This window comes from Candidatus Omnitrophota bacterium, from assembly GCA_023819145.1.
Taxonomy (GTDB): domain Bacteria; phylum Omnitrophota; class Gorgyraeia; order DTHP01; family DTHP01; genus JBFWKV01.
This window is the reverse complement of the sequence record JAMWCW010000002.1, coordinates 168,428-185,041: the sequence shown is the minus strand read 5'-3', so window position 1 is coordinate 185,041 and position 16,614 is coordinate 168,428. Positions and strand designations below refer to the sequence as shown.

31 protein-coding genes are annotated in these 16,614 nt (G+C 38.7%); all 31 read left to right on the top strand.

The features are described from left to right. Positions 1-12 precede the first annotated feature (12 nt). The 31 genes from rpsL (at position 13) to rpsD (ending at position 16,588) form a co-directional block, all read left to right on the top strand. A complete protein-coding gene (rpsL, locus tag NC818_01935) occupies positions 13-384 on the top strand; it encodes a 30S ribosomal protein S12 (GenBank protein ID MCM8783530.1) in 372 nt (123 codons plus the stop codon). A 39-nt stretch (positions 385-423) separates the two neighbouring features. Next, a complete protein-coding gene (rpsG, locus tag NC818_01930) occupies positions 424-891 on the top strand; it encodes a 30S ribosomal protein S7 (GenBank protein MCM8783529.1) in 468 nt (155 codons plus the stop codon). 115 nt (positions 892-1,006) lie between these two features. Continuing rightward, positions 1,007-3,082 (top strand): elongation factor G, encoded by a 2,076-nt coding sequence (fusA, locus tag NC818_01925; protein MCM8783528.1) that lies wholly within the window; start codon positions 1,007-1,009, stop codon positions 3,080-3,082. A gap of 25 nt (positions 3,083-3,107) precedes the next feature. Next, positions 3,108-3,413, top strand: a complete 306-nt coding sequence (gene rpsJ / locus NC818_01920) for a 30S ribosomal protein S10 (GenBank protein ID MCM8783527.1) — start codon at positions 3,108-3,110, stop codon at positions 3,411-3,413. A gap of 43 nt (positions 3,414-3,456) precedes the next feature. After that, a complete protein-coding gene (rplC, locus tag NC818_01915) occupies positions 3,457-4,104 on the top strand; it encodes a 50S ribosomal protein L3 (protein MCM8783526.1) in 648 nt (215 codons plus the stop codon). Then, positions 4,101-4,745, top strand: coding sequence for a 50S ribosomal protein L4 (gene rplD, locus NC818_01910; GenBank protein ID MCM8783525.1), 645 nt, complete (start codon positions 4,101-4,103; stop codon positions 4,743-4,745). Before rplC ends, rplD begins: the two co-directional genes overlap by 4 nt. After that, complete coding sequence (gene rplW, locus NC818_01905; protein MCM8783524.1) at positions 4,742-5,023, top strand: 50S ribosomal protein L23; 282 nt, start codon at positions 4,742-4,744, stop codon at positions 5,021-5,023. The genes rplD and rplW overlap by 4 nt, the downstream gene beginning before the upstream one ends. An 11-nt stretch (positions 5,024-5,034) precedes the next feature. Then, positions 5,035-5,862, top strand: a complete 828-nt coding sequence (gene rplB / locus NC818_01900; protein MCM8783523.1) for a 50S ribosomal protein L2 — start codon at positions 5,035-5,037, stop codon at positions 5,860-5,862. A 43-nt stretch (positions 5,863-5,905) separates the two neighbouring features. Then, positions 5,906-6,205 carry a 30S ribosomal protein S19 gene (gene rpsS / locus NC818_01895; protein MCM8783522.1) on the top strand — a complete coding sequence of 100 codons (300 nt, stop codon included), beginning with the start codon at positions 5,906-5,908 and terminating at the stop codon, positions 6,203-6,205. Positions 6,206-6,221: 16 nt separating this feature from the next. Then, a complete protein-coding gene (rplV, locus tag NC818_01890) occupies positions 6,222-6,566 on the top strand; it encodes a 50S ribosomal protein L22 (protein ID MCM8783521.1) in 345 nt (114 codons plus the stop codon). Positions 6,567-6,573: 7 nt separating this feature from the next. Then, positions 6,574-7,242: a 30S ribosomal protein S3 gene (rpsC, locus tag NC818_01885; GenBank protein MCM8783520.1), complete on the top strand. Its 669-nt coding sequence runs from the start codon at positions 6,574-6,576 to the stop codon at positions 7,240-7,242. A gap of 24 nt (positions 7,243-7,266) precedes the next feature. Next, on the top strand, positions 7,267-7,680 hold the full coding sequence (rplP, locus tag NC818_01880) for a 50S ribosomal protein L16 (protein MCM8783519.1): 414 nt from the start codon (positions 7,267-7,269) through the stop codon (positions 7,678-7,680). 1 nt (position 7,681) lies between these two features. Further along, entirely contained in the window at positions 7,682-7,873 is a 192-nt protein-coding gene (rpmC, locus tag NC818_01875; GenBank protein MCM8783518.1) for a 50S ribosomal protein L29, read from the top strand. After that, positions 7,870-8,115, top strand: coding sequence for a 30S ribosomal protein S17 (gene rpsQ, locus NC818_01870; GenBank protein ID MCM8783517.1), 246 nt, complete (start codon positions 7,870-7,872; stop codon positions 8,113-8,115). The genes rpmC and rpsQ overlap by 4 nt, the downstream gene beginning before the upstream one ends. Before the next feature lie 10 nt (positions 8,116-8,125). Next, positions 8,126-8,494 (top strand): 50S ribosomal protein L14, encoded by a 369-nt coding sequence (gene rplN / locus NC818_01865; protein MCM8783516.1) that lies wholly within the window; start codon positions 8,126-8,128, stop codon positions 8,492-8,494. Next, the gene (gene rplX / locus NC818_01860) at positions 8,494-8,805 is read left to right on the top strand and encodes a 50S ribosomal protein L24 (GenBank protein MCM8783515.1); all 312 of its coding nucleotides are present in this window, start codon (positions 8,494-8,496) and stop codon (positions 8,803-8,805) included. Before rplN ends, rplX begins: the two co-directional genes overlap by 1 nt. Before the next feature lie 52 nt (positions 8,806-8,857). Beyond that, positions 8,858-9,406 (top strand): 50S ribosomal protein L5, encoded by a 549-nt coding sequence (gene rplE, locus NC818_01855; GenBank protein ID MCM8783514.1) that lies wholly within the window; start codon positions 8,858-8,860, stop codon positions 9,404-9,406. Between the two features lie 7 nt (positions 9,407-9,413). Beyond that, complete coding sequence (locus tag NC818_01850; GenBank protein MCM8783513.1) at positions 9,414-9,599, top strand: type Z 30S ribosomal protein S14; 186 nt, start codon at positions 9,414-9,416, stop codon at positions 9,597-9,599. Positions 9,600-9,615: 16 nt separating this feature from the next. After that, positions 9,616-10,011 carry a 30S ribosomal protein S8 gene (gene rpsH / locus NC818_01845; protein MCM8783512.1) on the top strand — a complete coding sequence of 132 codons (396 nt, stop codon included), beginning with the start codon at positions 9,616-9,618 and terminating at the stop codon, positions 10,009-10,011. A gap of 16 nt (positions 10,012-10,027) precedes the next feature. Continuing rightward, complete coding sequence (rplF, locus tag NC818_01840) at positions 10,028-10,564, top strand: 50S ribosomal protein L6 (GenBank protein ID MCM8783511.1); 537 nt, start codon at positions 10,028-10,030, stop codon at positions 10,562-10,564. Between the two features lie 18 nt (positions 10,565-10,582). Further along, entirely contained in the window at positions 10,583-10,942 is a 360-nt protein-coding gene (gene rplR / locus NC818_01835; protein ID MCM8783510.1) for a 50S ribosomal protein L18, read from the top strand. 17 nt (positions 10,943-10,959) lie between these two features. Next, positions 10,960-11,442 (top strand): 30S ribosomal protein S5, encoded by a 483-nt coding sequence (rpsE, locus tag NC818_01830; protein ID MCM8783509.1) that lies wholly within the window; start codon positions 10,960-10,962, stop codon positions 11,440-11,442. Then, positions 11,439-11,885: a 50S ribosomal protein L15 gene (gene rplO / locus NC818_01825; GenBank protein ID MCM8783508.1), complete on the top strand. Its 447-nt coding sequence runs from the start codon at positions 11,439-11,441 to the stop codon at positions 11,883-11,885. Before rpsE ends, rplO begins: the two co-directional genes overlap by 4 nt. An 11-nt stretch (positions 11,886-11,896) precedes the next feature. After that, entirely contained in the window at positions 11,897-13,240 is a 1,344-nt protein-coding gene (gene secY, locus NC818_01820; protein MCM8783507.1) for a preprotein translocase subunit SecY, read from the top strand. After that, positions 13,241-13,948, top strand: coding sequence for an adenylate kinase (locus NC818_01815; GenBank protein ID MCM8783506.1), 708 nt, complete (start codon positions 13,241-13,243; stop codon positions 13,946-13,948). Then, the gene (gene map, locus NC818_01810) at positions 13,905-14,663 is read left to right on the top strand and encodes a type I methionyl aminopeptidase (protein ID MCM8783505.1); all 759 of its coding nucleotides are present in this window, start codon (positions 13,905-13,907) and stop codon (positions 14,661-14,663) included. The genes NC818_01815 and map overlap by 44 nt, the downstream gene beginning before the upstream one ends. Before the next feature lie 4 nt (positions 14,664-14,667). Then, positions 14,668-14,886 (top strand): translation initiation factor IF-1, encoded by a 219-nt coding sequence (infA, locus tag NC818_01805; protein MCM8783504.1) that lies wholly within the window; start codon positions 14,668-14,670, stop codon positions 14,884-14,886. 70 nt (positions 14,887-14,956) lie between these two features. Continuing rightward, positions 14,957-15,070, top strand: a complete 114-nt coding sequence (rpmJ, locus tag NC818_01800) for a 50S ribosomal protein L36 (GenBank protein MCM8783503.1) — start codon at positions 14,957-14,959, stop codon at positions 15,068-15,070. Between the two features lie 49 nt (positions 15,071-15,119). Next, positions 15,120-15,521 (top strand): 30S ribosomal protein S13, encoded by a 402-nt coding sequence (gene rpsM / locus NC818_01795; protein ID MCM8783502.1) that lies wholly within the window; start codon positions 15,120-15,122, stop codon positions 15,519-15,521. After that, complete coding sequence (gene rpsK / locus NC818_01790) at positions 15,522-15,911, top strand: 30S ribosomal protein S11 (GenBank protein MCM8783501.1); 390 nt, start codon at positions 15,522-15,524, stop codon at positions 15,909-15,911. It begins immediately after the preceding gene. Between the two features lie 50 nt (positions 15,912-15,961). Continuing rightward, complete coding sequence (gene rpsD / locus NC818_01785) at positions 15,962-16,588, top strand: 30S ribosomal protein S4 (protein ID MCM8783500.1); 627 nt, start codon at positions 15,962-15,964, stop codon at positions 16,586-16,588. Positions 16,589-16,614 lie beyond the last annotated feature (26 nt).

Sequence of the window (16,614 nt, the reverse complement as noted above, 5' to 3'; positions counted from 1 at the left end):
ATAAGGAGGGGTATGCCAACTTTAAGTCAGTTATTGCGAAAGGGAAGAGAGAAAAGGAGAAAAAAATCAAAATCTCCTGCACTTAAGGGATGTCCTCAACGCAGAGGGGTGTGTGTTCAGGTGAGGACGATGACTCCTAAAAAGCCCAATTCTGCTTTACGAAAAATTGCACGGGTGCGGTTAACAACGGGGATAGAAGTTACTTCCTACATCCCTGGTGAAGGACACAATCTTCAGGAGCATTCTATTGTTTTAGTAAGAGGGGGTAGAGTTAAAGACTTGCCGGGAGTACGCTATCATATTGTGCGTGGGGCCTTAGATACAGCGGGTGTAACGGATCGTAAGAAATCGCGTTCCAAATATGGAACGAAGATGCCCAAGTAATTATTTTTTAAATAGCCGAAGAAAATTGAGGATAGAACCATGAGAAGGAGAAGAGCAGTAAAAAAAGAAACTTTACCCGACGCGGTTTATAATTCTAAGCTTGTCCAGCGTTTGATAAACCTTTTGATGTGGGAGGGTAAAAAAGCAATTGCGGAAAAAATTGTTTATTCTGCTTTAGAGATTATTTCTCAGCAATTAAAAGCCGAGCCGTTAGATATTTTACAGAAAGCAGTGGATAATGTGCGTCCGCTGCTCGAAGTAAGACCAAGGAGAGTAGGAGGAGCGACTTACCAAGTACCTATGGAGGTGAAGCCAGAGAGAGGCATTGCGCTTGCTTTACGCTGGATGCGTGATGCTGCGCGTAAGAAAAAAGGAAAACCAATGAGAGAGAAACTTGCAGAAGAAATTTTAGAAGCTTACAAAGGACAGGGATTCGCCATAAAAAAGAGAGAAGAAACCCATAAGATGGCAGAGGCAAATAAGGCCTTTGCCCATTTTCGTTGGTAATAGCAATAAAACAAAAGTGATTTTAGAAGAGAAAATTATTTACAATACAAAAAGCACAAAAAGTTCAGTTGATTTTTATAAAAATCATGAATTTTTACAGAATAGTAAAAGAGTAATGAGTAGGTTAATTTTGTTGAAGAATATCAGAAATATTGGGATTGTTGCTCATATTGATGCGGGTAAAACCACCACTACCGAACGAATTCTATTTTATACAGGAAGAATCCATCGCATAGGCGAAGTAGATGAGGGAACTGCGTCTATGGATTGGATGGAACAGGAACAAGAAAGAGGAATTACTATTACCGCTGCTTCTACTACCTGTTTCTGGAAAGATTTTCAGATAAATATAATTGACACACCGGGTCATGTAGATTTTACTGTGGAGGTGGAGCGTTCGTTAAAGGTTTTGGATGGAGCGGTAGTGGTATTCTGTGGCGTCGGTGGTGTAGAACCCCAATCGGAAACAGTGTGGCATCAAGCGGACCGTTATAAAGTTGCACGGATTGCCTATGTGAATAAGCTTGACCGCGTGGGAAGTGATTTTTTTGGTGTGGTAAAACAAATGGAAGAAAAATTAGGAGCAAAGCCTTTGGTTCTACAAATACCTATGGTCCAAGAAGATAATTTTATAGGGATAGTTGACCTCTTGGAAATGAAAGCGATTATTTATGATCTTGATCCCGAATGTGTAGAATACAGAGAGGAAAATGTTCCAGAAAATTATAAAGATGTAGTTTCATTGCAGAGGGAAAAGTTAATTGAAAGGTTAGCAGAAGTAGATGATTTAGTTATGAATAAATTTATTCACAGTGAAAAGATTACTCTTCTCGATTTAAAAGAAGGGATAAGAAGAGCGACTTTAAAGAACAAAGCAACCCCTGTTTTGTGTGGCGCCTCGTTACGGAATAGAGGAATACAGCCTTTACTGGATGCTATCTGTGACTATTTACCTTCTCCTCTTGACAGGGGGGCAATAAGTGGAAAATCTCCTTTGAATCAAGAGATTGTTGAACGGGAAGTGGACTCTGAAGGATATCTTTCAGCATTGTGTTTCAAGATTATGGTTGACCCTTATATTGGTAAACTTTCCTATTTCCGTATATATTCAGGGAAATTATATTCAGGTATGTATGTTTATAATGCAAATAAAAGAATAAGCGAAAAAATACAGAAACTTGTGCGCATGCATGCAAATAGACAAGAGATTATTGAAGAAGCCTCAGCAGGGGATATCGTGGCTTGCGTTGGACTTAAAGATACAGTTACTGGTGAAACCATATGTGACGAAGACCATCCTATTTTATTAGAAAGCATGCATTTCCCTGAACCGGTAATCTCTATGGCAATTGAACCCATTACTAAAGCCGACCAAGAGCGCCTTTCCCTGTCTTTGCATAAAATAGAAGAAGAGGATCCTACTTTCAGAGTTAGATATAATTCTGAAACCAACCAGACGATTATTTGGGGGATGGGTGAACTTCATTTGGAGATAATTCTGGAGCGTCTTGCACGTGAATTTAATGTTCAGACAAATGTAGGCAGACCGCAGGTAGCTTATAAAGAGACGATCAGAAAGAAAGTGTTATCTGAAGGCAAATTTATTCAACAGACGGGAGGAAAGGGGCAATTTGGTAAGGTTGTTATTGAAGTAGAACCAGGTGAGAAAAATTCAGGTATAGTTTTCATTAACCGTATTACGCGGGGAGTTATTCCTAAGGAATTTATTCCTGCAGTAGAAGCAGGGGTTCGAGAAGCAGCCCAGACGGGGGTCTTAGCGAATTTTCCGATTATTGATATTAAGGTTTCTTTGATTGATGGAGCATATCATGAGGTTGATTCTTCTGAATTTTCTTTTCGTATGGCAGGTTCTCTTGCTTTGAGAGAAGCCTTAAAAAAGGGTGAACCTATATTGATGGAACCCATTATGGATATTGAAGTCATTACTCCTGAGGAATACTTAGGTGAGGTTTTGGGGGATTTAAATTCTCGTCGGGCACAGATCGTTGGGCTTGGTCAGCGGGGCAATATAAAGACAATTCGTGGGTTTGTTCCGCTTGCAGAGATGTTTGGTTATGTGACGAAGATAAGGTCGCTAACGCAGGGCAGAGGTAGCTATACCATGGAACCTTCTTTTTATCAAGAGGTTCCTAAAGAGACATTAGAGAAAATACTGTCGGGAATATTCTAAATAAATATAATATAAGTGAGGATAAATGGCTGAGCATAAGATTCGGATAAAATTAAAAGCTTACGACCATCGCATTCTTGACCAATCAGCTGCAGAGATTGTAGAAAGTGCTAAAAAGACAGGAGCGAAGGTAAGAGGTCCTATTCCCTTACCAACAAAGTGGAGGGTCTATACGGTTTTACGGTCTCCGGTAATTGATAAAAAATCCAGAGAACAATTCGAGATGAAAGTTCATAAAAGAATCATCGACATTTTAGACCCTACTGCTAAGACTATGGAGGCATTACGAAAGTTAAATCTTCCCGCAGGGGTGCATGCGGAAATTAGATAATGAGAATTGTTTTTTGATAAAGCGAAAATAACGTGATAGAGCGATGGATTCTTTATTAGGGAAAAAGATTGGGATGACGCAGTTATATGATGATAAGGGAACAGTTATGCCTGTGACCGTTCTCCGTGTGGGGCCATGTTATGTTCTTCGGGTTATTAGCAATGAAAAAGATGGTTATTATGCATTACAGATTGGGTTTGAAGAGAGAAAGAACAAAGGAATTAATCGTGCAGAGTTAAAGTTTTTTGAGAAAATTGGCATAAAGCCCCAGAGATTTATTCGAGAAGTAAGAATTGATAGAGAAGAGTTAAGCAAATACAAACCCGGTGATTTGCTTGATGTAGAATTATTCAATGGTGCAATTTATGTGGATGTTCAAGGAAATTCTATTGGTAAGGGTTTTCAAGGAGGAATGAAACGTTGGAATTGGAAAGGAGGGCCTAAGACACACGGTTCAATGTCGCATCGGCGTCCGGGTTCGATCGGTTCCAGTACTGATCCCTCAAGAGTTTTTAAAGGACAACATATGCCGGGGAGAATGGGGAATAGTAGAATTACCGTGAAGAATTTAAAGGTTATTTTTCGTGACAAAGAAAAGAATCTTCTTGTGGTTAAAGGAGCGGTTCCTGGTCCAGGGAATAATTTAGTATTGGTTAGAAAGTCAAGAAAACAACCCAAGATTAAGAAATGAATACTGAAAGCAATAACTTTTTGGTTCTATACGACTTGGAAGGAAAAGAGAAAGAAAAGGTTCCTCTGAATGCGGATATTTTCGATGGAAAAGTTAATATCGACCTTCTTCATCAGATAAAGCTTATGTATGAAGCAAATCAGAGGAAGGGAACAGCTTCTACAAAGACCAGAGGCGAGGTAAAAGGTGGCAATCGTAAACCTTGGCGTCAGAAAGGAACCGGTCGTGCGAGAATGGGAAGTATAAGGTCTCCTCTTTGGAGAGGTGGGGGAAAGGTTTTTGGTCCTATTCCGCGTGACTATGCGTATCGTTTGCCCAAAAAAATCTTAAAACGCGGATTGAAAGACTGTTTAAACATGCATTGGAAAGGATCGAGTCTTAGATTAGTCGAAGATAATATTAAGTTAGAAAATCCAAAAACAAAAAATTTTGCCAAGATTTTAGAAAAGCTAAAACTAAAAGGAAGAATTCTCTTCGTATTGAAGGAAGTAACTCCGGGGATACGCTTAGCAAGCAGAAATATAGCGGGAGTAGTAGTTAAGACAGATGACGAAGTAAATGTTATGGACATTTTATATAGCGATTTGCTTATTTTGACCCCTTCCGCATTGGAAGGACTTATTTTGAGGATAAATAAATGAAGCTAGAGGCTCATGATTGCGTTTTGTTTATGCTCCAGACAGAGCAGTCTACCAGACAGGGGAAATGGAATAAGTATACCTTTGCTGTGAATCCCGAAGCAAATAAAATTCAGATTAGGCAGGCGATAGAAAAGATTTATAATGTTAAGGTAAAGGATGTAAATACTTTAGTAGTCCCTGGAAAATGGAGAAGGATAGGTCGTTCCCAGGGAAGAAAACCAGACTGGAAAAAAGCAGTGGTTACTTTAAAAGAAGGGCATAAGATAGAACAGGCATAAAAGGAGAATCGATGGGGATTAAAAAATATAAACCGGTTACTCCCACTTTAAGATGGCAGACGGTTTCTTCATTTGAGGAGATTACACGTGATGAGCCCGAACGGTCTCTCATTGAGATTTTGAAAAAAGGAGGGGGAAGGAATCAGTTTGGACATCTTACTGCGCGTCATATTGGTGGAGGGCATAAACGGTATTATCGTCTCATTGATTTTAAACGCGAAAAAATTAACATCCCTGCAGTAGTAGAATCTATTGAATACGACCCTAACCGCTCAGCACGGATTGCTCTTCTGAAATACGAAGATGGTGAAAAAAGATATATTCTTGCTCCCTTAGGGCTTAAGGTAGGAGAAAAGCTTGTTTCGGGGCCAGAAGTAGAAATAAAAATTGGCAACGCTTTACCTTTGAGAAACATTCCCGTAGGAACATTGGTGCATAATATAGAATTGATAAAAGGTAGAGGAGGTAAATTGGTAAGAGCCGCAGGAGGTTCTGCTCAAGTAATGGCGAAGGAAGGAAATTTTGCTCATGTCAAGATGCCTTCGGGTGAAATTAGGTTAATAAATCTTGACTGTTTTGCTACTATAGGACAATTGGGGAATATAGATCATAAGAACATTGCGATCGGTAAAGCAGGACGTTCACGTTGGTTAGGAAGACGTCCTCATGTCCGAGGTGCGGCAATGAATCCTATTGACCATCCTCACGGAGGAGGAGAAGGTAAGAGTGGTCAGGGAAATCCCCATCCGGTTACTCCCTGGGGTAAACCTACAAAAGGATATAAGACGAGAAGGAAAAAGAAATATTCTGATAGCTATATTGTGAAAAGGAGAAAATGATTTTCTCATCATTAATCATTCACATTAAATGAGGTAGATTAAGATGGCACGGAGTATAAAAAAAGGACCTTATGTAGATCAAAAGTTGGTTGAAAAAGTTAAGAATACTATAAAACAAGAGCATAAACCCATAAAAACTTGGTCAAGAAAATCGATGATTCTACCCGAGTTTGTAGGATATACTTTTCTTGTATATAATGGTCAGAAATTTATCCCTGTTTATGTTACAGAGCATATGGTTGGACACCGTTTAGGTGAGTTCGCTCCTACACGGACTTTTAGAAAACATGGTGGAGCAGGAACAAAGGTTGCTGCCGAGGGAGTAAAAACGGGAAAGGAATAAAGAGAAAGAGGTTTTAATGGTTTCACATGCTGTTTTGCGATATTTAAGGTTATCCCCGCGAAAGGTTCGTCAAGTAGCGGACATTGTTCGGGGTAAGGACGTAGATACTGCGGAAGCGCTACTCATTAATTTAAACAAACGACCGGCAATTTATATTTTGAAGGTACTCAAATCTGCAATAGCTAATGCAGAGTTTAAGGGATTAAAGGGAAGAAGATTATATATTTCCAAGATTACCGCCGATGGTGGTCCGGTTTTGAAGCGATATCGGGCCGCTCCTTTTGGCAGAGCAAATATGATTAGGCGTAGGACTACACATATTACCATAGAGCTTGATGAAATAAAAAGGGGGAGGAATTAGGGGATATATGGGGCAGAAGGTTCATCCTTATAGTTTTCGTTTAGGATTCTCACGAAATTGGCAGTCTCTCTGGTTTGCTAAAGGTTCTGAATTTTCCAAGTATTTAGTTGAGGATGCCAACATCCGTAAGCATATTAAACAAGCATTTCCCAGTGCTCAGGTTTCTAAAGTGGGGATTGAGAGGGTTCCGGAGCGAATAAAGGTGATTATTTATACTTCTCGTCCAGGAATTATTATCGGAAGAAGAGGGGCGGATATTGACCGTTTAAGGGAAGACCTTCAAAATATGGTGAATAAACAGGTGGATATAGAGTTAAGGGAGATAAAAAATCCTGCTTTAGATGCACAGTTAGTGGCGGAAAACATTGCTTTTCAGCTTGAGAAACGTGTGGCCTATCGAAGAGCGATTAAAAGAGCAATACAATTAGCGGTGGAAGGAGGAGCAAAAGGAATAAAGGTTGTCTGTGGAGGAAGATTAGCAGGCGCGGAAATAGCACGTAGTGAGACTTTTAAATGGGGAAAAATTCCACTACAAACGATTCGTGCGGATATTGATTATGGGAACTGTGGCGCGCTTACTACCTATGGATATATTGGGATTAAAGTATGGATATATAAAGGTGACTTTCTTAATCAAGTAGACCAAAATCAACAGTTAGAGAGTGTTAATGGATAAAGAAGATAACTAGGTGAGGCGATTATGGCATTAATGCCTAAGAGGGTTAAATACCGTAAGGCACAGCGGGGAAGACGTAAAGGAAAAGCAAGTTTAGCTCGGGAAGTAGATTTTGGCGAATTTGGTATTCAAGCTTTAGAAAACGCTTGGATAACCAATCACCAGATTGAAGCAGCCAGAATTGCCCTTACCCGCCATATAAGAAAGGGGGGTAAACTCTGGATAAGGATTTTTCCCGATAAGCCAGTAACTAAAAAACCCGCAGAAACAAGAATGGGAAAAGGGAAAGGGTTGGTTGACCATTGGGTAGCAGTAGTAAAAAGAGGTAGAATATTATTTGAAATGGAGGGATTGCCTGAGGATTTAGCTCGTGAGGCATTTGCTTTAGCTTCTCATAAGTTACCTATAAAAACTCGGTTTGTGGTAAGAAGGCACTAGTATGAAAGCAAAAGAAATAAGAGAGCTTACTACAGAAGAATTGAGAGATAAATTAGTTTCTTTGAAAGAAGAATTATTTAATTTGCGTAAAACAATTTATACTGCCAAGCTGGAGAAACCACACAGAATTAGACAGATTCGTAAGGATATAGCACGTATATTTACCATCATGAGTGAACGGGAGAAAAAATAATGGCGAAGAGAAAAAAAATTCTAATTGGTAAGGTAGTTAGTGCGAAGATGGAGAAGACAGTGGTAGTCCAAGTGGAGAGAAAAACCATTCATCCTAAATATAAAAGGGTGATTAGAAAATATTCAAAATTTAAAGCACATGATGAGAACAAAATTGCTAAAGAGGGTGATACCGTAAGAATTATAGAAACACGTCCTCTTTCTAAAGATAAACGCTGGGTATTATTAGGGGTAATTAAATAGGTTTATTAAAATGGTAAGATTGCGCACTCTTTTAGAAGTTGCAGATAATACCGGAGCAAAGAAAGTTTCCTGTATTGGAGTTTTAGGTAAAGGTAATACTAAAGTTGCTTATATAGGCGATATTATTACCTGTAATGTGAAAGAATCCACTCCCGAAGGAGTGGTTAAGAAGGGTGATGTAGTGAAAGCGGTGATTGTGAGGACTGCTTATCCTATAAGACGTTATGATGGTTCCTATGTTAGATTTGATTCTAACGCTTGTGTGATAATTGATAAGGATCTCAATCCCAAAGGAACGCGTGTCTTCGGTCCAGTGGCCAGAGAGTTACGAGATAAAAATTTTCTGAAAATTATTTCTTTAGCTCCTGAGGTTGTATAATGGAAAGAATAAAGAAAAACGATACCGTAGTGGTCATTTCGGGTAAGGATAAAGGTAAGAAAGGTAAAGTTCTCTCTGTTTTACATAAAGAAGAGAGAGCGATTGTAGAGGGCATTAATCTTATTAAACGTCATCAGCGACGAAGATCCCAGGAGATGCCTGGTGGAATTATAGAAAAAGAATCTCCAGTAATGCTTTCTAAATTAATGCTCTTTTGTAACCATTGTAATCATCCGGTGCGGGTAGGAATTACTTTACTCAAGGATGGGACGAAGGCACGATATTGTAAGAAATGTAAGGAGTTGTTATAAGATAGTCAACATTGCATATTGTGAAATTAATAATAAATAATAGGAGAAATTAATGATTCCTAGACTTTTAGAGAAATATCGCAAGGAAATAGTGCCTCTCTTGATGCGGGATTTAGGCTATAAAAATAAACTTAATGCTCCGCGTTTAGAGAAAGTGGTTATCAATATGGGAGTAGGAGAGGGAGCTCATGACATAAAAGTGCTTGAAGAAGCCATGCATTCCTTGGGATTAATTAGCGGACAGAAGCCAATTATTACCCGTGCGAGAAAATCTATTTCTAACTTTAAGATAAAAAAAGGCGATCCTGTAGGTTGTAAAGTAACTTTGAGAAAATACAAGATGTACGAATTCTTAGACCGTTTTATCAATGTGGCTTTACCGCGAATTCGTGATTTTCGTGGGGTATCTCCTGATGCTTTTGATGAACACGGTAACTACAATATTGGTCTTACTGAATATACTGTTTTTCCTGAGATAGAATATGACAAAATTCAGCATGTATTAGGAATGGATATTACCATTGCGATAAAAGCAAAGAATAAAAAAGAAAGTTTTGTTTTATTAAAATTATTAGGAATGCCTTTCAAGGAGGCAGAATAATTAATTTATGGCAAGGAAAGCGCTTATTATCAAACAGAGAAGGACTCCACGTTTTAGAGTAAGAAGGTATAATCGTTGCCAACTCTGTGGTAGGGTGAGAGGATATTTGAGAGATTTTGGTATTTGCAGAATATGTTTTCGTGAGATGGCTTCACGTGGAGAAATTCCCGGCGTCAAGAAGGCAAGTTGGTAAAAAAGAAGGAGTAAAAATGTCCATAGACTTAAGGTCTCAAGTTTTTACTACCATAAGGAATGCTATAAAGGAAAGAAAGGAAAATTTGGATGTACGGAAATCTAAGCTTATTCTCGAGATTGTTAAGATTCTCAAGAAAGAAGGTTATATCAATGATTTCCGTGAGATAGATGATAAAAAACAGGGTATCATTCGTATCTATCTAAAATATGGACCAGATAAGAAATGTGTCCTTAATAATATTCAGCAAGTTTCCAAACCCGGAAGGCGAGTTTATGTAAGAAAAGACGATAATATGAAAGTTCTTGGTGGTTTCGGCATGGCTATAATTTCTACTTCCCGCGGTATAATTACTGACCGTGAAGCAAAAAAGTTGAAATTGGGAGGGGAGTATATCTGCAAAGTGTGGTGAGGTAAAGAGGTGAGTGATGTCTAAATTAGGAAAACGTCCCATATTAATTCCCAATGACATAAAAGTCAGTTTAAAGGAAGGAGCAGTTGAGATAGAAGGCTCTAAAGGAAAGAAAAGTTATATTCTTCCTCCGGGTATAAAAGCAGTTCTTAAGGAGAGCAAATTATTTATTACACGTTTAGGTGACGATAAAGAGTATCGAGCTTTTCATGGTCTGGCTAGGGCAGAATTGGCTAATATTATAAAAGGTATAAGAGAAGGATTTATTAAAGAATTGGAGATTGTAGGAGTAGGATATCGCGCTCAAGTTGCGGGAAAGAATCTGGTGTTAAATTTAGGTTTTTCTCATCCAGTTAATTTTCCCATTCCCGAAGGCATAGTAGTTGAAACTCCCAAACCTACGCAGATAATCATAAAAGGCATTGATAAACAAAAAGTAGGTGAGGTGGCTGCGGAAATAAGAGCTGTTTTAAAACCCGAACCTTACAAGGGAAAAGGGATAAGGTATGCAGGTGAATATGTGAGGAAGAAGGCAGGTAAGGCGGTTGCCTAAGAAAAAATTTTGTGCAAAATGGATAAAAAGGAATTAGGAAGACAAAGAAGGCATAAGAGAATACGCAAAAAGATATTTGGAACTCCGGAAAGACCGCGTTTGGTAATTCATCGAACCCATAAAAATCTTATTGCTCAATTGATAGATGACATTAATGGAAAAGTTATTTTGGGGATTTCCACCTTGAATAAAGAATTGCGTTTACGTGCCGATAGGTTAGGTAATATAAAGGGCGCAGAGATTTTGGGAAGTGTATTAGCGGATAAAGCGAAAGAGAAAGGAGTTAATAAGGTAGTTTTTGATAGAGGAGGATATCTCTATCACGGTATAGTAAAAATATTTGCCGAAGCAGTTAGAAAAGGAGGTATTGAGTTCTAGCTATGAATGAAAAAGAGATGCTTGATAAAAAGATAGATGTTCCAGAGACAGAGTTTCAGGAAAGAGTAGTTAAAATAAATCGGGTGTCAAAAGTTCATAAAGGGGGTAAAAAACTTTCCTTCAATGCCTTAGTGGTGGTAGGTAATGGCAAGGGGAAAATAGGGGTTGGTTTTGGTAAGGCAAATGAAGTTGCGGATGCTATTCGCAAATCAATAAATAATGCACATAAGAATATTTTTACGGTTAACCTTAAAGGAGAGACTATCTCCCACGAGGTTTATGGACATTTTGGAGCTGCAGATGTTGTTCTTAAGCCTGCAGGTCCAGGAACTGGTGTGATTGCCGGGAGTTCTGTGAGGCCCATCTGTGAATTGGCGGGGATTAGGAATATACTGGCCAAATCTTTAGGTTCAGAGAATGCTATGAATATTGCTAAAGCGACAGTTATTGCTTTGAAAAAGTTAAAACCTTATCAGCAAGAAAACCAAGGAGAAAAATGAAACTGCATGAGATAAGACCTCGGATGAGTAGAAAAAGTAAAAAGCGTGTTGGCAGAGGTCCGGGTTCTGGTCACGGCAAGACTTCGGGAAGAGGGCATAAAGGACAGAAGGCGAGGACAGGTTTTGAACTTCGTCCAGGGTTCGAAGGAGGACAAATGCCCCTTATAAGAAGAATTCCCAAGCGGGGGTTTGTGAATAAATTTTCCAAGATTTTCCAAGTAGTAAACCTTGGGGACCTAAACAAAAAGTTTAGCAAAGATGAGGTAATAACTCCCGAAGTTCTGAAAGAAAGATGTCTCATCAACAAGCTCAGTTTGCCGGTAAAAATTTTAGGGAAAGGGGATTTGGAAAAACCATTGGTCATTCATGCCCATCGGTTCAGCCGTCAGGCTTTAGAAAAGATAAAAAAGATAGGTGCAAGTTTTGAACTTATAAATTTATAGGTTAGGATAATATGTTAGAAGCGTTTGTTAATGCATTAAAGATATCAGATTTGAGAAAGCGTATTTTATTTACTTTAGGAGCGCTGGTAGTTTATCGCATCGGATGCTATATTCCAACACCGGGAATAGATGGCAAAGCGTTGGCAGAATTTTTTGAGAAAATTAGACAGACGCAAGGTGGAACTCTTTTCGGGATTATGAATATGTTTAGCGGCGGTGCCATGGAACGTTTAACCATTTTTGCTTTAGGCATTATGCCTAATATCTCTGCTTCCATTATCTTACAGTTGCTTACAGCAGTAATTCCTTATTTTGAGAAATTAGCAAAAGAAGAAATGGGTAGAAAAAAGATTGTCCAATATACACGCTATGGGACGGTGCTTTTGGGTATAATCCAATCTTTTTTTATAAGTTTGTGGTTAGAAAACCCCGCGCATTTTCAAGGTATGCAGATTGTTCCTCATCCTGGTTGGGGTTTTCGTTTTCTTACTTTAATAACTTTGACTACCGGAACTATATTCCTTATGTGGTTAGGAGAGCAGATTAGCGACCGTGGGATAGGTAACGGCATTTCTTTGATTATTACCGTTGGTATAACTTCGCGTATTCCTACCGCCGTATATCAACTTTTTCTTCTCCTTTCACCATTTTCACCAACGAGAAGACAGCTCCAACCGATTGTATTGGTTATAATGGCAGTGATGTTGATTGCAGTAACTGTAGCGGTTATTGTAATTACTCAGGCACAGAGAAAAATACCCGTCCAATATGCAAAGAGGATTATTGGTCATCGTATGTATGGAGGGCAAAGTACTTATTTGCCTTTAAGAATAAACCAGGCAGGAGTTATCCCTATCATTTTTGCTCAATCAATAATCCTTTTCCCTGCGACCTTAGCAGGGTTTATCCCTAATCCAAAATTTCAGGCATTAGCCGCACAACTTTTGCGTGGACATTGGTTATATACTATTCTTTATACTCTATTGATAATTTTCTTTAGTTATTTTTATACAGCAGTAACCTTTAATCCTATAGAGATATCGGAGAATATGCAGAGGTTTGGTGGTTTTATCCCTGGAGTAAGACCGGGGAAAAGTACTTCTGATTATTTGGATTTTATAATGACGCGTGTTACTTTGGCAGGGGCAATATTTTTAGCAGGTATTGCAGTTTTTCCAGACCTTATTGGTGCCTGGCTTAAGGTGCCTTATTTAATTGCCAGTTTTTTTGGAGGGACTGCTCTATTGATTGTTGTAGGTGTGATATTAGATACGATGCGTCAGATTGAATCACACCTTCTTATGCGTCATTACGAAGGTTTTATGAAGAAGGGTAAAATACGCGGAAGACGATAGATGAGGTTAATATTACTAGGGCCACCGGGGGCAGGAAAAGGTACACAGGCAGATTTGCTTAAGAATAAATTAGGGATTCCTCATATTTCTACCGGAGACATTTTGAGACAGGTTTTAAAAGAAGATTCTGACTTAGGTAGGCGGGTGAGAAAGATTGTGGAAACAGGTGAACTTGTGCCAGATGATATCATCGTCGAAATCATGTATAACCGTTTAGCATATCCAGATACAAAGAATGGTTTTATCTTGGATGGTTTCCCACGGACAATAAAACAAGCTGAGCAACTTGATGTGCTGTTGGAAAGATTAGATAAAAAGATTAACTTGGTTTTATATTTCTCTACCTCTACGAGTAAGATAATTGAACGGTTATCAGGAAGGCTTGTTTGTTCAAATTGTGGTATGAACTACCATATAAAGAATATGCCTCCCAAAAAAGAAGGTGTTTGCGATGGATGCGGTGGCAAATTATATCAGAGAGAAGATGACCGGGAAGAAACCGTGCGTCGCAGGATAGATGTATATTTGAAACAGACTGCGGAATTAATAGATTTCTATAAATCAAAAAAGATTTTGCATACAATAGATGCTAACAAGGACGCACAAGAGGTGTATAAGGACCTCCGTCTTCTTTTTGAGAAAGAAGGGTTTAGCATAAAAAATAATGATTTCCATAAAGTCACTGAAAGAACTGAGCCTCATGCGTGAAGCGGGAAGAATTGTCGCTCGGGTAATTGAGGAATTGGCTTCCATGGTAAAAGAAGGAATTTCTACATATGAACTGGGAGAAAGAGCAGAAGAAATTTTTGAACAATTCGGAGCTATTTCTGCATTCAAGAACTACCGTGGTTTTCCAGGAGTGATATGCACTTCGGTAAACGAAGAACTTATCCATGGTATACCGAGGAGAGAAAAAGTTTTAAGAGAGGGAGATATCCTGAGTTTAGACGTAGGGGTAAAATATAATGGTTTTTTTGCAGACGCGGCGGTTACTATAGGTTTGGGTAAAATCAGTGTAGAAGCAGCTAAGCTTATAGAAACCACGCGGAATGCGCTCTATACAGGTATAAGATTAGCCAAATCCGAGGTGCATCTCGGAGATGTTTCACATGCTATCCAGCAGTATGTAGAGGAACATGGTTTTAGCGTGGTGAGGGAATTTGTGGGACACGGGATTGGGAGTGGAATGCACGAAGAACCCGAAATTCCTAATTTTGGTGAGCCTGGGTATGGTCCAATCTTAAAGAAAGGGATGACCATTGCTATAGAACCGATGGTTAATTTGGGTAGGCCGGAAGTAGAGATATTGTCTGATGGATGGACAGTGGTGAGCAAGGATAGAAAGTTAACCGCCCATTTTGAACACACTATTTGTATAGATGATAGGGAACCAATTATTCTGACTTCTCATCATCTATCCTAAATATATGGCTAAAGAGGAGCCCATAAAAATTGATGGAATAATAAGAGAGACATTACCCAATGCGATGTTTAAAGTAGAGATAGAAGGTGGTCACCTTGTATTGGCGCATGTGTGTGGGAAAATGCGGATGAATTATATAAAGATTCTTCCCGGCGATACAGTTGTTTTGGAACTTTCGCCCTATGATTTAACGCGGGGAAGGATTATTTATAGGAAAAAATAAATCTAAGTATTGTAAATAATCTAAAAAATTTAAGTGGTATAAGGATAGGATTAAAACAAATCATAATGAAATGAAAGTAAGGCCTTCAGTAAAGAAAATTTGTCCAAGATGTAAGATTGTAAGAAGAAAGGGAGTAGTTAGAGTTATTTGTGCTAATCCTAAACATAAACAGAAACAGGGGTAATTAGTTTCTTAAAATAGTTAAATGATTAAATAGGAAAAGTGAGGGAAAAATGCCAAGGATTTTAGGATTAGATATACCCAAAGAAAAAAAGATAGAGATAGCTTTAGCCTACCTTTATGGTATTGGGAGGTCTTTAGCTAAGCGCATATTAAAAGAGGCCCAGATTAACCCTAATATTCGTGCTAAGGATTTAAGCGACGAACAGATTTCCAAGATCACTAATATAATCCAGAAGAATTATAAAGTTGAAGGAGATTTGAGAAGAGAAATTTCCCAAAATATAAAACACCTGATGGAAATAGGTTGCTATCGAGGCTTGCGTCATCGCAAAGGATTACCGGTAAGGGGGCAGAGGACGCGTACCAATGCTCGCACCAGAAAAGGCCCTAGTAAAGGGGTGGGTATGCGTAAGAAAAAGACCGTAACACCCGTAACAAAAGAGGTGAAATAAATGGCTAAGACAAAACGAACGAAGAAAAAGAAGATTATCCGCACAGTAAGTAAAGGAATAGCCCATATTCAGGCAACTTTTAATAATACTATTATTACGATAACTGATGCCAGAGGTCAGGTTGTTTCTTGGTCAAGTGCAGGTTCTGTTGGTTTTAAGGGTTCGCGTAAATCTACACCATTTGCTGCACAGATAGCCGCTACCGATGTAGCAAAAAAGGCTTTGGAGTATGGGGTAAAAGAGATAGATGTTTTAGTAAAGGGTCCCGGTTCGGGAAGAGAAACTGCTATAAGAGCATTACAGGCTTCGGGATTAAAGATAAATTCTATAAAAGATGTAACCCCTATTCCCCATAATGGGTGTCGACCACCCAAACGAAGGAGAGTATAGTTTAAACAAATTAGCAGCAAACTGTAAATTCCCGATTTAGAGGAGGGATAATGGCAAAATATAAAGGACCAGCATGTAGATTGTGTCGCAGAGAAGGGATAAAGTTATTTCTCAAAGGTGAACGTTGTATGAGCGATAAATGCAGCATTTCTCGTCGCCCCTATATCCCTGGTCAGCACGGAAAAACTAAGCCGAAACTTAGTGAATACGCTCTCCAACTCAGAGAGAAACAGAAAGTTAAACGGATGTATGGCATATTAGAGAGACAATTCAAGAGTTATTTTCGTAAGGCTTCACGGGCAAAAGGAGTGACAGGTGAAATTCTCTTACAGTTCTTGGAGAGGAGATTAGATAGTGTTATTTATAATTTAGGTTTTGCAGTTGCAAGACCACAGGCGAGACAAATAGTTAAACACGGACATGTGCGGGTTAATGGTCACAAAGTAGATATTCCTTCATACATGGTTAAACCGAACGATGTGATAAATTTAGTTGGTAAAGAATCTTTTGTTAATTCTATAAAACAGAATCTTGAAATATCGAAAGAAAGGGCTATACCACAGTGGTTAGAATTATCAGCAGATAAATTAGAAGCAAAAGTATTACGTTTACCTCTGCGGAGCGATATTGTGCTTCCTGTCAAAGAAGCGCTGATTGTAGAGTTATATTCTAAGTAAATATTATTTAGTAATACAATTAACCC

Bases quoted from the DNA above. Each gene is read 5' to 3' on its own strand.
- rpsL (MCM8783530.1), top strand. From the start codon at position 13: ATGCCAACTTTAAGTCAGTTATTGCGAAAGGGAAGAGAGAAAAGGAGA.
- rpsG (MCM8783529.1), top strand. From the start codon at position 424: ATGAGAAGGAGAAGAGCAGTAAAAAAAGAAACTTTACCCGACGCGGTT.
- fusA (MCM8783528.1), top strand. From the start codon at position 1,007: ATGAGTAGGTTAATTTTGTTGAAGAATATCAGAAATATTGGGATTGTT.
- rpsJ (MCM8783527.1), top strand. From the start codon at position 3,108: ATGGCTGAGCATAAGATTCGGATAAAATTAAAAGCTTACGACCATCGC.
- rplC (MCM8783526.1), top strand. From the start codon at position 3,457: ATGGATTCTTTATTAGGGAAAAAGATTGGGATGACGCAGTTATATGAT.
- rplD (MCM8783525.1), top strand. From the start codon at position 4,101: ATGAATACTGAAAGCAATAACTTTTTGGTTCTATACGACTTGGAAGGA.
- rplW (MCM8783524.1), top strand. From the start codon at position 4,742: ATGAAGCTAGAGGCTCATGATTGCGTTTTGTTTATGCTCCAGACAGAG.
- rplB (MCM8783523.1), top strand. From the start codon at position 5,035: ATGGGGATTAAAAAATATAAACCGGTTACTCCCACTTTAAGATGGCAG.
- rpsS (MCM8783522.1), top strand. From the start codon at position 5,906: ATGGCACGGAGTATAAAAAAAGGACCTTATGTAGATCAAAAGTTGGTT.
- rplV (MCM8783521.1), top strand. From the start codon at position 6,222: ATGGTTTCACATGCTGTTTTGCGATATTTAAGGTTATCCCCGCGAAAG.
- rpsC (MCM8783520.1), top strand. From the start codon at position 6,574: ATGGGGCAGAAGGTTCATCCTTATAGTTTTCGTTTAGGATTCTCACGA.
- rplP (MCM8783519.1), top strand. From the start codon at position 7,267: ATGGCATTAATGCCTAAGAGGGTTAAATACCGTAAGGCACAGCGGGGA.
- rpmC (MCM8783518.1), top strand. From the start codon at position 7,682: ATGAAAGCAAAAGAAATAAGAGAGCTTACTACAGAAGAATTGAGAGAT.
- rplN (MCM8783516.1), top strand. From the start codon at position 8,126: ATGGTAAGATTGCGCACTCTTTTAGAAGTTGCAGATAATACCGGAGCA.
- rplX (MCM8783515.1), top strand. From the start codon at position 8,494: ATGGAAAGAATAAAGAAAAACGATACCGTAGTGGTCATTTCGGGTAAG.
- rplE (MCM8783514.1), top strand. From the start codon at position 8,858: ATGATTCCTAGACTTTTAGAGAAATATCGCAAGGAAATAGTGCCTCTC.
- NC818_01850 (MCM8783513.1), top strand. From the start codon at position 9,414: ATGGCAAGGAAAGCGCTTATTATCAAACAGAGAAGGACTCCACGTTTT.
- rpsH (MCM8783512.1), top strand. From the start codon at position 9,616: ATGTCCATAGACTTAAGGTCTCAAGTTTTTACTACCATAAGGAATGCT.
- rplF (MCM8783511.1), top strand. From the start codon at position 10,028: ATGTCTAAATTAGGAAAACGTCCCATATTAATTCCCAATGACATAAAA.
- rplR (MCM8783510.1), top strand. From the start codon at position 10,583: ATGGATAAAAAGGAATTAGGAAGACAAAGAAGGCATAAGAGAATACGC.
- rpsE (MCM8783509.1), top strand. From the start codon at position 10,960: ATGCTTGATAAAAAGATAGATGTTCCAGAGACAGAGTTTCAGGAAAGA.
- rplO (MCM8783508.1), top strand. From the start codon at position 11,439: ATGAAACTGCATGAGATAAGACCTCGGATGAGTAGAAAAAGTAAAAAG.
- secY (MCM8783507.1), top strand. From the start codon at position 11,897: ATGTTAGAAGCGTTTGTTAATGCATTAAAGATATCAGATTTGAGAAAG.
- NC818_01815 (MCM8783506.1), top strand. From the start codon at position 13,241: ATGAGGTTAATATTACTAGGGCCACCGGGGGCAGGAAAAGGTACACAG.
- map (MCM8783505.1), top strand. From the start codon at position 13,905: ATGATTTCCATAAAGTCACTGAAAGAACTGAGCCTCATGCGTGAAGCG.
- infA (MCM8783504.1), top strand. From the start codon at position 14,668: ATGGCTAAAGAGGAGCCCATAAAAATTGATGGAATAATAAGAGAGACA.
- rpmJ (MCM8783503.1), top strand. From the start codon at position 14,957: ATGAAAGTAAGGCCTTCAGTAAAGAAAATTTGTCCAAGATGTAAGATT.
- rpsM (MCM8783502.1), top strand. From the start codon at position 15,120: ATGCCAAGGATTTTAGGATTAGATATACCCAAAGAAAAAAAGATAGAG.
- rpsK (MCM8783501.1), top strand. From the start codon at position 15,522: ATGGCTAAGACAAAACGAACGAAGAAAAAGAAGATTATCCGCACAGTA.
- rpsD (MCM8783500.1), top strand. From the start codon at position 15,962: ATGGCAAAATATAAAGGACCAGCATGTAGATTGTGTCGCAGAGAAGGG.